At 49.0% G+C, this 11,417-nt stretch carries 11 protein-coding genes; 7 read left to right on the forward strand and 4 right to left on the reverse strand.

The genetic code is table 11. From position 1 onward, the window contains the following. Window positions 1-281: 281 nt before the first annotated feature. Together TW77_RS16900 and TW77_RS16905 are read right to left on the reverse strand one after the other, a co-directional pair. On the reverse strand, window positions 282-1,211 hold the full coding sequence (locus tag TW77_RS16900) for a porin (RefSeq protein WP_046006162.1): 930 nt from the start codon (window positions 1,209-1,211) through the stop codon (window positions 282-284). A 142-nt stretch (window positions 1,212-1,353) separates the two neighbouring features. After that, the gene (locus tag TW77_RS16905) at window positions 1,354-2,202 is read right to left on the reverse strand and encodes a LysR family transcriptional regulator (RefSeq protein WP_046006163.1); all 849 of its coding nucleotides are present in this window, start codon (window positions 2,200-2,202) and stop codon (window positions 1,354-1,356) included. Window positions 2,203-2,288: 86 nt separating this feature from the next. Here TW77_RS16905 and TW77_RS16910 point away from each other — a divergent pair, with 86 nt between their 5' ends. Next, window positions 2,289-2,666, forward strand: coding sequence for a DUF413 domain-containing protein (locus TW77_RS16910; RefSeq protein WP_046006164.1), 378 nt, complete (start codon window positions 2,289-2,291; stop codon window positions 2,664-2,666). Window positions 2,667-2,709: 43 nt separating this feature from the next. Here the strand turns inward: TW77_RS16910 and rarD are convergent, their stop codons facing one another. Then, complete coding sequence (gene rarD, locus TW77_RS16915; protein ID WP_046006165.1) at window positions 2,710-3,615, reverse strand: EamA family transporter RarD; 906 nt, start codon at window positions 3,613-3,615, stop codon at window positions 2,710-2,712. 150 nt (window positions 3,616-3,765) lie between these two features. On the opposite strand from rarD, the gene recQ reads away from it, so the two are divergent. From recQ to TW77_RS16940, 5 genes are all read left to right on the forward strand, one after another. After that, complete coding sequence (recQ, locus tag TW77_RS16920) at window positions 3,766-5,580, forward strand: DNA helicase RecQ (RefSeq protein WP_130246411.1); 1,815 nt, start codon at window positions 3,766-3,768, stop codon at window positions 5,578-5,580. A gap of 24 nt (window positions 5,581-5,604) precedes the next feature. After that, the gene (locus TW77_RS16925; RefSeq protein WP_082078957.1) at window positions 5,605-5,907 is read left to right on the forward strand and encodes a DUF3630 family protein; all 303 of its coding nucleotides are present in this window, start codon (window positions 5,605-5,607) and stop codon (window positions 5,905-5,907) included. A 74-nt stretch (window positions 5,908-5,981) separates the two neighbouring features. Beyond that, entirely contained in the window at window positions 5,982-7,751 is a 1,770-nt protein-coding gene (locus TW77_RS16930) for a ShlB/FhaC/HecB family hemolysin secretion/activation protein (protein WP_052713242.1), read from the forward strand. A 57-nt stretch (window positions 7,752-7,808) separates the two neighbouring features. Then, entirely contained in the window at window positions 7,809-8,375 is a 567-nt protein-coding gene (locus tag TW77_RS16935) for a mechanosensitive ion channel domain-containing protein (protein ID WP_046006167.1), read from the forward strand. A 234-nt stretch (window positions 8,376-8,609) separates the two neighbouring features. After that, window positions 8,610-9,947, forward strand: coding sequence for a hypothetical protein (locus TW77_RS16940; RefSeq protein WP_046006168.1), 1,338 nt, complete (start codon window positions 8,610-8,612; stop codon window positions 9,945-9,947). Here TW77_RS16940 and TW77_RS16945 read toward each other — a convergent pair. Continuing rightward, complete coding sequence (locus TW77_RS16945) at window positions 9,944-10,531, reverse strand: DUF6151 family protein (RefSeq protein ID WP_046006169.1); 588 nt, start codon at window positions 10,529-10,531, stop codon at window positions 9,944-9,946. The two genes, TW77_RS16940 and TW77_RS16945, sit on opposite strands and share 4 nt — an antisense overlap. A gap of 168 nt (window positions 10,532-10,699) precedes the next feature. On the opposite strand from TW77_RS16945, the gene efpL reads away from it, so the two are divergent. Beyond that, window positions 10,700-11,272: an elongation factor P-like protein EfpL gene (gene efpL, locus TW77_RS16950; RefSeq protein ID WP_046006170.1), complete on the forward strand. Its 573-nt coding sequence runs from the start codon at window positions 10,700-10,702 to the stop codon at window positions 11,270-11,272. Window positions 11,273-11,417: the final 145 nt, after the last annotated feature.

Below are 11,417 nucleotides of genomic sequence, written 5' to 3' on the forward strand. Positions count from 1 at the left end.
TAAGCTTTCCGTTTGGCTTTCACTTCACTTGGCTCGTTGCTTTTCAGCGTTGTGCCCCGTGTCGGTGGATGCGCATTATAGGGAAATCGAAACTCAGCGCAACCCCTTTTTTGAAGAAAAGTGAGAAAAACGGCGCGTTCGGACATTAATTGTACGAAACAGGTGTTTTTTGACATAAAACGTCGCTAAACCGGCCTGATTTCAGGTCCATAAAACGCAAAAAGGCCAGTCAGAGCGTTCCGACTGGCCTTTATCAATCTGGTTTTAGGTCGTTTATAGACTTAGAACTTGTATTCGATACCTGCACCCAGGTAGTCTTCTTCTACACCATTGTCTTCATCAACACTTGAGTAGAAGGCATAAAGCTTTGCAGCTTTGCTCAGCTTGTGGTCGATACCCACAGAAATACCATCAACCTTATCGCCCTTATCAAAGTCGATAACCTGATATTGTAGTTTCAGGGTATTTGCGCCGAAACCGTATGCCGCGTTTACCATGTAACCGTCTGCCTCATCAGAGCCATCAACTTTCTCTTGCATCTGGTACATTGCGCCCAGTTTAAAGTCAGCTACTTTACCCTGTACTGAGAAACGTACTGCATCATAGCCTTTTACTTCGCTGTCAGTCGCAACCGCAGCATAGAAGTTAGTGCTCTTCAATTTTGCATCGCCATAAGTAAGCGCTGCTGAATAACCGTTTTCGCCATCTGTGCTGTCTTCAGCGATAAAAGTACCAAGCACTTTAAACCCGCTGAAGCTGGCTGACTTGTAAGAGATAGAATCACCAAGACGGTTTTCACCTTTAAACAGGTTCTTGATATCCGCTTCCAGGTCATTGAACAAGTCCAGTTTACCTTGTGACTGTTTGAAAGCCGTATCGTTACGGCCAATCACGACCTCACCAAAACCGCCTTTCAGACCTACATACTGGTTACGTGCCGTAATGTTGTCATCATCGCCTTTTGAGTCGGCATCAGATACGTCAACCTGGAACTCTAATTTGTAGATAACTTCAAGACCAGAATCTAGCTTCTCTGATCCTTTTAAACCAAAGCGTGATGCGTTGCTTTTCACTTCAGTGAACGAGCCTTCACCTTCGTCTGAACTCTGTACAGACAAATTCGCTTTACCATATACATCAACATCAGCGTAAGCGCTTGCAGATAAAGCACCGAAAAGAGAAACAAATAATGCTGATTTAGATAATTTCATGTGTATTTCCTCAAGTATCACAACACGTAATTTTTTAGACAGGCGCAGTCTGCCAGTGATAAGTGACAGAAATATTACACACAAAATAAAACTGACATTAAATTGTCAGCTGACCATCATAAATAATTCAATAATCTGTAACCTAATCAGGTAAAGACGCCAACAGGCTGGCAATCGTTTCTATCTGCTCCAGTTGATCATTGTCCTTGTGATAAGCAACATAAATCTCCCGCGCATTCTGCTCTACCGATTCAATATGGAATAGCTGTTTCTTCTCTATTGATTCAACCGCCAGCGCACGGGGGATAAATGCTGAGCCTCCACACTGCATGATAAGGTCCAGCGCAATACGACCGGTACTGGTTCTGAAATAAGGCGGTGTGCTGCCGGTAAACTGTTTTGCATGCCACAATGAAAAGGCCGTTCCCCAGTCTACGTAAACATATTGCTTGTCAAAAAAATCTTCGCTTGTCGTTTGCGCCATTGTACTGACCGGGATGATGGCCAGGTGCTTAATTTGTTTCACCACCAGCTCATCTACCTTGGGCGGATCAAACAATACGGCAATATCGAGCGTGCGCTCCAGCAACAGGCGCGTACTTTCTTGCTGGGCTTTGACCTCGGCCACCAGCGATACCCCAGGCATGGCGGCCACGATATGGTTAATCCCAAACTGTAAAAACGCGTCCCAAATGTTCGGGGTACCCGCCAGGGACAGCTGTTTATGCATGTTATTAGCCAGTGCCACATCGACTTTGGCTCGCTGCATCCCGGTTAAGATCATATTGGCATGGGGTAACAAACGCTCGCCCGGTGCAGTCAGCTGAATATTATTGCGCTGACGGATAAACAAATTCACGCCAAGGCTTTGTTCTAATTGGCGGATCCGGAAGCTCACAGCGGATTGAGTAATGTATAAATTCTCGGCTGCACGACCAAAGTGACGGGTCTTTACTACTTCGACAAATGTTTTTAATAGATCTAGGTCCACATAGCCCCCTTACGATAAAAAAAACTCGTTTAATTATTTCCGCACTATGGTCCATACTCCTGCCAAACAATGCTGAGGATTTCACCATGAGTCAAAATATAGCGACCCTGAAAGAAGCTTTTGCTACAACAAAACATTTCTATGATGATATTAACTTTCCCCGGGGGTTTTCACGAAGCGGACACTTTACCCTGCAAGAGTCTGATATTCTGGAAAACCATGGTGCGTTACTTAAGAGCTTATACACTAAAGCCTGTGATCCGCAAAATGAATTTCAGCAACACTTTGTGGAGGTAATGGGGGGATTAGGAAGCCCGGAAAATGCCATGGAAAAGACCTGGGCCAAATACCTTAAACTGACAACCTGCAAAACCAAGTTTCATACTTTGTTTGGCCGCTCTAAGGTCAATGCAAATAAAGAAGAAGTCGAAGCGGTGGCCACAGAGGCAGACGACGATCTGTAAAACATCACAAGGAGCACAGGCAGTGCCTGTGCTCCCTCCTTTATCATGCCGTAGCAAGGCGGCGTTGCGCCTTACCCGTCCGGTAAGAGTCAAAGCTAAATAGCGCTAACGCTGACCAGATAAACGCGAACGTTAACACCCGCTCTGCACTAAACTCTTCGCCATAAAACACCACAGCCAGCATAAACATCAGACTGGGGCCAATGTACTGAAAGAATCCCAAAGTAGAATAAGGGATGCGTTTTGCAGCCGCGGTAAAGCATAATAATGGCAAGGTCGTCACCACACCGGCGCTGATCAACAGCAGGTTGGTGAGCCAGTCATTCAGCATCATATTGCTGGTGTCGCTGGGTGTTAGCCACCACCAGTAACCTAATGCAATGGGCAGCAGAATAACGGCTTCAATCAGCAAACCGGGTAAGGACTCCACCGCCATGGTCTTGCGCAGCAATCCATAAATTGCGAATGACCCGGCTAAAGAAAAGGCGATCACTGGAAACGAACCAAAGCTCACTAGTTGCAGCACCACCCCGACAAGGGCCAGCGCAACCGCAAACTGCTGGCGAGGCCGCAAGCGCTCGTGTAGAAACAGCATGCCTAACAGCACATTGAGTAAGGGATTGATATAGTAGCCCAGGCTGGCATCCAGCATATGGCCATTATTCACAGACCAGATAAACAAACCCCAGTTAAATCCCAGCAATAAAGCCGTAACCGTCAGCATCAGCATCAATTTAGGCTGGCGCAGTACCGCAATGACTTTATGCCAGTTCAGCTTAACCGCGATGATCAAGGCAATAAAGAGCACTGACCAGACAACCCGATGGATAAGAATTTCAAGCGCATCGACCTGATCCAGTGATTTAAAATAGATGGGGGCCAGTCCCCACATCAAAAACGCTAAAACGGCAAAGGTATACCCCTGCTTCGTTTCACTACTCGTTCCCATTCATTTCTCCCAAGCACAACATAAATTGGCCTTCTGATTGTTCCCACAGATGCCAAGCGCGCAGTATACCGCAAACTGTACCCGCCAGTATGATTTTCCTGTGATCAAAAACAAAAGACATCTGACGTAAAACCCACTAAAATGCGCTCGATGGAAAATCTTGCAACTCACTCAATCGACACACCGCACGGCGTACTGAAAGAAGTTTTTGGCTACAGTGACTTCCGTGACGGGCAACTCGACGTCATTCAGGCGTGCCTGGACGGGCGCGACAGCTTAGTGTTGCTGCCGACAGGCGGTGGCAAATCTTTGTGTTATCAGGTACCCGCTTTACTCTTACCCGGCACCTGTATTGTGGTGTCTCCGCTTATCTCTTTGATGCAGGATCAGGTTGCCCAACTCAAGGCGTTAGGGGTCAGCGCGGAGTTCATCAATAACAGCATTGACCGGGCACAGCAGCAAGCCATTTATCAGCGTCTGCATCAGGGCGAGATCAAGCTATTGTATGTCGCACCAGAGAAAGTCTTGCAGAGTGAGTTTATAGAACGCCTGAGCCATCTGAAGCTGGGTTTATTTGCCATCGACGAAGCCCACTGCGTATCGCACTGGGGACACGACTTCCGGCCCCACTACTGCCGTCTGCATGAGTTAAAACAGCGCTTTGCTACAGTACCAATGATGGCGCTGACGGCGACAGCCGATTTAGCCACCCGCAGTGACATTGTCACCCAGCTCGGCTTGCACACCCCGTTTATCCATACCGGGAGTTTTGACAGACCGAATATTCGTTACACCATCGAAGAAAAGTTCAAACCCCTGTCACAATTGATGCGCTACCTGCGTACGCAAAAAGGGCAAAGTGGCATTGTCTATTGCTCCAGCCGTAAACGCGTTGACGATATATCAGAAAAGCTGGTTGAGGCCGGCTTTAACGCTGCGGCATATCATGCCGGCATGACCAACGAGCAACGCCAGTTCGTGCAAAATGCCTTTGCCCGCGATGACATTCAAATTGTTGTGGCGACCGTGGCGTTTGGTATGGGGATTAATAAATCGAACGTGCGTTATGTACTGCATTACGATATTCCCAAAAGTATTGAAGCGTATTACCAGGAAACCGGGCGCGCCGGACGTGACGGCCTGGCAGCGGAAGCCATCATGTATTTCGACCCCGCCGACATTGGCCGGGTAAAACGCTTTTTTGAAGACATTGAGGACGAACACCGCCGCAGAGTTGAAGAGCAGCGCTTTAACTCAATGGCCAGCTTTGCCTCGGCACAAACCTGTCGCCGCCAGATCCTGCTCAACTATTTCAGCGAATATCAGCGCGAACCGTGCGGTAACTGCGACATTTGCCTGAACCCACCAAAGCGCTTTGACGGCACTTTGGTCGCTCAGCAAGCATTATCCTGTATCTATCGGGCAGAGCAGCGCTTTGGATTGGGCTACATTGTCGATGTCCTGCGCGGTGCCAACACCGCCCGGATCCGGGACAATCAACATCACACACTGAGCACCTATGGCATAGGCAAAGAACACAGTAACGAATACTGGTTGAGTATCTTGCGACAACTGATCCATCACGGACTGGTCGCACAGGATATCACCCAGGGCGCGGCACTGCGCCTGACTGAAGGAGCCCGCTCGGTACTGCGTGGTGAATATGCGCTGCAACTGGCACAACCGCGACTGGAAGCCAAGCACGTTTATCAGGATAAACTGGCACAGTTCAATTACGATAAAAAGCTGTTTGCCAAGCTGCGTAGCCTGCGCAAAGAACTGGCTGATCAGGACGATGTACCGCCCTATGTGGTATTCAGTGATAAAACCCTGGCAGAAATGGCGCAGCTGCTCCCGACCAACGACAGCGAGTTCCTGAAAGTCTCTGGGGTTGGCTTTACCAAGCTCAGTAAATATGGTGCGCCCTTTATGCAGCTGATCCGCAATTACCTCGACACCGATTAACCCGATATACCAAGTGGAGTCACAGTGACAACGCACATTGATCACCTGGCAGATCCGGACACTATCCTGATCACGCCCTCAGCACTGCCTGACGCGGATGAATTTGAACTGTGGGGGCAAATTTTCTTGCACCTGGATGGCCTCTCTTTACTGGAGTTTCACCAGGGCGCCGACCGCCATCAGTGGCGATTTACCTGTGCAGGTCACCCCTATAATCTCAATTTTGAACACTACAGCGAGAGTATCTGGATCGCGCCGGAAGGCCTTGGTGCAACTGAACATTTGCCGAACCTGGTAACATTATTACGGTTAAATTTACAACAATAATATAGACTTAGTTGAGCAGCTGTGGCTAACATAGGCCATAATAAAAAGTACGTTAACTAACGACAGGCTGTTCTATGGGTTGGGTTGTTCGCGCTTCAATACTGACAATATTCACATCACTCGCTGCCACCTCTGGGTTCGCTGTCGCAAGCACGCCAGTGAGTGCGTCTGAGCAGTGCGGCAACAACCGCGCCAATGCACCAGAAGACAACAACCTTCATCGTCAGCTCGACAGCGAAGATACCCTGCCGGAATTACAAAATGCATCCGTGGTCAGTATTGAGCTTAAACAACTCAATGTCTTTGATACCTCTTTACCGGAGGAAGACAATGCGGTGTTTCGCTTTGCTAACCGCGCCCATATCACGACCAAACCCGAAGTGATCCGTAATTTGCTGCTGTTTACCCAAGGCGGCGAATATGACCCAAAACTGCTGCGAGAGTCTGAGCGACTGCTGCGCCAGCAACCCTATATCTATGATGCCAGGATATTTGCCGAGCAAACCTGTGATGGAGAAGTCGCTGTCACCGTTGTAACCCGCGATCTCTGGACTTTGCTTCCGGATATTAGCTTTAGCCGTAGTGGAGGTGATAACTCAAGCCGCCTTGGTTTTCGCGAGTCTAACCTGCTGGGCTATGGGAAACGCCTGTCGCTTACCCATATTTCTGACCCAGACCGCAGTGGTTACCTGTTTGTCTATGACGACCCGCAAATACTATCAAGCCGTTATCAGGGGCGTCTGGAATACGCCGATAACGATGACGGAAAAGTCCACTACGTTGGCGTTGAATACCCGTTTTTTTCGATAGCGACGCCCTACAGCTATGGCGTCAGTAATTTAAGTAATCGCCGGGTTGAGTCGTTTTACAATTTGGGAGAGGAAATCTCGGAATACGAGCAACTGAGTGAAGTCTCCAACCTCTACATTGGCCGCTCTTTTGCACTCAATAACGACTGGACACGCCGACTGCTGCTGGGCTATCGAGATGAAAAGCAAGAGTTTGCCCGACTGCGAGACACCACCTTGCCCATCGCTGAAGATCGTACACTGCGCTACCCCTATATTCAGGCACAGTGGTTTGAAGATGCCTACATTAAAGTACGTAATTTTGATTCCATCTATCGCACCGAAGATTTGAACCTGGGCTGGAATATTAACGCCCTGCTGGGCTACTCCGACAAAGAGCTCAGTGATGACGACAGCCGCTGGGTTATGTCATTTAATGCCAATAAGGCACATTTCACCTCTCAAAACAGTTTGCTGCGCTTTGCCTTCAATCTGCACGGATACTGGAACAAGCGCCAGAGCGAAGCGGAAAACCTGTTGCTCAGCTCGCGGGTACAGTATTACCTCAATACCAGCTTGCGTCAGTCCTGGTATGCCCAGCTTGAGGTGCAATACGGCAAACATCTGAGTGCCGACCAACAGATCACCCTGGGCGGTGAAACCGGCCTAAGAGGCTATCCGAGCAATTACCTGCAGGGCAACCGGCGGATTTTACTTAATCTGGAGAAACGCTATTACTGGGAGTACGATTTATTGCAGCTGTTTAAAGTCGGTGGTGCCGCCTACTTTGATATTGGCCGGGTTGATGGTCGTCCCTTAGCGCCTCCGTTAGCTGGTGCACTCGACGATCCTCATTCACTCACTCCGGAGCAGCAATATGCGCTAACCAACCAGATCCAGGGCCAGTTTTTAAAAAACATCGGTCTGGGATTACGGCTTGCACCGAGCAGGGCAAACTCCGGTTTGGTGTTGCACCTGGATGTTGCTACACCACTTGATGGCCCCGACAACATCGACTCAGTGCAATGGTTATTCACGGTTAAAAACCGCTTTTAACCCATCAAATTTCCCTGATATCATGCCGTTTTAATTGCATCCCAACGGATAGGCCACATGCCCGAAACGCTTACGACCTTTTTACTCGCTGAGTACAAACTGATCGTCACCCTGCTTTTTATTTTCCTGTTTCCTTTGCTACTTAAACTGGCAATTAAAGTGCTGCATAAGATCACCCGGGGGAAAATCGATCTGCACCGTCAGCAACGCGCCGAGCTGTTGTTAAAAGGTCTGGTTGGCGCGGTGTTACTGTGCCTGCTGTTGGTGTTCTGGGGCATTGAATTGCGCGGCTTACTGGTACTTGGGTCTTCGCTGTTTGCCATGCTGGGCGTAGCCATGTTTGCCGCCTGGTCTTTACTCAGTAACCTGACTGCCTTTTTGATCATGTTTGTACAAAATGACTATCGTCTTGGCAACTGGGTGAGGATCATAGACGGCGCTAACTTCATTGAAGGCTGCATTGTAGAAATGGGGTTGATGAATGTGGTGTTACGGCATGTCGACGGACACAAAGTGGTTTATCCCAACAACCTGTTCGTCACCCGCCCAGTATGGGTGCTCACCGAAGCCCCGGCCAAGCCAAAGCAAATTGCTGAGCGACGAGTGCTTGGCCCTAAAAAATAAACATCCGCGCCGGTTGTCATATTAGGGTGATATGACGCATGATATACAGAAGCTGTCCGCTCTAACGGGTAGCATTGATGAGGGATTAAATCTGCCGCCAGCCGGGTTAACAGTGTTGTCTTCAGAACGAAGCACAGACACACTTTTGCCCGGACATCATGAGATTTTCTCTTCTCAAAGCCCTGCATTTATTATGCGGTTGGTATCACTTTCAAACTGAACAAGGAAGGCGTCATGAATACACCGAAATTGTGTGCACTGGTTATCGCAAGCGCATTGCTAGTGTCAGGCTGTAAAAGCTTAGTCCAGAAGGGCAATAAGTTATACGAAGCAGGGATGTACGATCAGTCTGCTGAGTTCTATGAACAGGCACTGGCCGAAGACCCGCAGGACGTTGAAGCACGCCAAAGGCTCACCTTAGCGCGAAACAAAATCATCGACCGTGGACTGATTGATGTGCGTATGTTGCGTTTGTCTGGCAACTACACCGGTGCAGCCCTCAAACTGGAGGCGTTATTACGTAATCAGGTGAGCTGGCATATTGAACCCGTCGGGCCGATGGCCGAAACTCAAAACGAAGAATTGCGCTACGCCACCCGCTGGCTGCAACAAGAAGCTTTGTCGCTGTCGCGCTCCGCTTTTCCTGATCCATTTCGTTACTTTGAAATGCGCTATGCCTTTTTGATTGCCAATGCCAGACTGGGCAACACCTTCGCCCAGTATCAGGGCCAGTTACAGGAAAATGCCGAGCGCCAGTGCCACAAGCTCAAAGCGTCGCAGGGCCAGGATCGGCTCTTTTTACAGCGCTTTTACCGCAAATACTGTCAGGCCTGGAACATCACCAACTCAGCAGCCTCTCAGGTGAGTGACAGAGCACTTTATTCCGGGATCCGCATAGCACCCAAACTGACCGTACAACTGCACGATACCAGCACCCAAAAACAACGCCTGCAAACCGTTTTGTCGCAGCTAAATGAAGCCTTTCGGGACAGCCTGTGGTATCACCCACAAGGGGAGAAGGAATTTGCGCTCAACGTTCATGCGACTTTTAAACATACCCGCGATGCAAAACTGGTAAACCGCCAGAAGCACTACACACTGGAACAGGCGCAGCCTAACCCGGCCGAGCCGGGTTCGTTGATGGAAGTCGAGGTGACAAAAACCTACCAATATCCAGTGACAGAGTTTACGGAATACTTCAGCCTGGACATCATGTACCAGGGTCGCCTGGGTCCACAGCAGATAGAGCACAAGGTCGACGATAGTCAGGTGCATTATACGCAAAGCCATTATGCAGACTTTGTGCAATTAGACCTGGCGCCACAAAAAGCGCACTTTTTGGACGTCAACACGCGCCTGGACAAACAGCTGTCTGAGCTGCGAGCGCAGTTTAAAGCCGATCTTGATAGCGTCTGGCAACAAACCTACTGTGAAGACAAACTCGGGGCGGCCAGTGGCGAGCATGTATTACGCTGCGCCAAGCTTGCACCACATCACGAGTACGTTAACAACTGGTTCAATCAGCACTTTGGCTTAAGTTATCAGGCTATGTCGAGCCTTTACTCGCTTTAGCCTTTATCAACAGCGCTGCCGGGCGCAAGCTGTTGTGGCGCCACGCATGGCTCGCCGCTGACAAAAAACACGGACGGCGAGTTTTTACCGCACAGCTTCCAGGCCAGTAACTTAGCCATCAGGCGCAATACCATCACCTTGTGTGAGCGCGCGCCCTTGAGTTCATCTGGCACCCGTGCGAGTGCATCACGACAATAGACACTGCCGGTGGTCGGGCCGACCTGTTCGTCCAGTGACTCCAGCACAAAGCTGTGCACTATCCCGACCATAGGCCAAAAGGCACTAAAACAATTACCCACCGGGGTGTTACAGCATTGGGTATAAAAGCGATAAACGCCTCGTTGGGTTAGTTGCAAACAGGCCAGCTGGGCCTGTCCCTGAGAAATAGTGATATGCGCCGGAGGCACCTGATAAATATCGGTACCACCAAATTCATTAAGACAGTCCGCGCGTTCCAGGTGCTGTAAATAAGCCCGGCAATCCTTGCAATAACATGTCAGACGGTTTCCTTGCCAATGCGGGTGCGCAGCAATACGCCCACGCACCTGACCGCACCGGCACCCCAGTTTCATCCCTTCAACCATACCTGACTCCTGTTGTTAATTTGATATACCTTGTCATTTTCACTGCATACACTCCCCTACTCCATCAGAGATGATTGTGCTGAGCTGGCAGATTGGGAACACAATACTTGGCGAGATACCTACTTCATGCTAACTTCTCGCACAGTTTAGACTAACAGGAAGCATCTTATGCCTAAAGCCAGTGAAATAAAAAAACACGCCGCGATTGATTACAATGGTCGCGTCATGATCGTCCGAGACATTGAGCGCTCAGTACCGCAAGGCCGTGCTGGCGGCAGTTTATACCGTATGCGTATGTACGATGTCGTGAATGGCGGTAAAGTTGATGAAACCTTTAAAGCCGAAGAAATGCTGCAACTGGCAGACCTAACGCGTCGCCCTGCGATGCTGTCTTACATCGATGGCGAAGAGTATGTATTCATGGATGAGGAAGACTATACTCCTTATCATATTCACAAAGATTCCATTGCTGAGCAGGTGCTGTTCATCAATGAAGAAACCAAAGGTCTGCTGATTGTAGTTGTAGAAGGTACACCGGTTTCACTAGATTTGCCTTCAAGTGTTGAGCTGGTTATCGAAGAAACGGCCCCTTCTATCAAAGGCGCTTCAGCGAGTGCTCGTACTAAGCCGGCAACCTTAACAACCGGGTTAGTGGTACAGGTACCTGAACACATTTCCAGCGGTGATAAAATTAAAATCAACACTGCGGAATCTAAGTTTATGAGCCGTGCAGACAGTTAAGTCACAGACAATTAAGTCATAGACAGGTAAGTGCTTGGTGCTCAAGGTATAAACTGATGGGCACCTAATTTGGGTAAACAGAGTCAACCAATTTATGAGATAGCATAGCCGTTTTGCACAAAAATCGGTAATATAAGCCACAATA

Source organism: Pseudoalteromonas rubra (genome assembly GCF_000967655.1).
Taxonomy (GTDB): Bacteria; Pseudomonadota; Gammaproteobacteria; order Enterobacterales; family Alteromonadaceae; genus Pseudoalteromonas; species Pseudoalteromonas rubra_A.

Excerpts from the sequence above, each read along its gene's own strand:
- TW77_RS16900 (WP_046006162.1), bottom strand. The coding sequence starts at position 1,211 with ATGAAATTATCTAAATCAGCATTATTTGTTTCTCTTTTCGGTGCTTTA.
- TW77_RS16910 (WP_046006164.1), top strand. The coding sequence starts at position 2,289 with ATGAGTCAAAATATAGCGACCCTGAAAGAAGCTTTTGCTACAACAAAA.
- rarD (WP_046006165.1), bottom strand. The coding sequence starts at position 3,615 with ATGGGAACGAGTAGTGAAACGAAGCAGGGGTATACCTTTGCCGTTTTA.
- recQ (WP_130246411.1), top strand. The coding sequence starts at position 3,766 with ATGGAAAATCTTGCAACTCACTCAATCGACACACCGCACGGCGTACTG.
- TW77_RS16930 (WP_052713242.1), top strand. The coding sequence starts at position 5,982 with ATGGGTTGGGTTGTTCGCGCTTCAATACTGACAATATTCACATCACTC.
- TW77_RS16935 (WP_046006167.1), top strand. The coding sequence starts at position 7,809 with ATGCCCGAAACGCTTACGACCTTTTTACTCGCTGAGTACAAACTGATC.
- TW77_RS16940 (WP_046006168.1), top strand. The coding sequence starts at position 8,610 with ATGAATACACCGAAATTGTGTGCACTGGTTATCGCAAGCGCATTGCTA.
- TW77_RS16945 (WP_046006169.1), bottom strand. The coding sequence starts at position 10,531 with ATGGTTGAAGGGATGAAACTGGGGTGCCGGTGCGGTCAGGTGCGTGGG.
- efpL (WP_046006170.1), top strand. The coding sequence starts at position 10,700 with ATGCCTAAAGCCAGTGAAATAAAAAAACACGCCGCGATTGATTACAAT.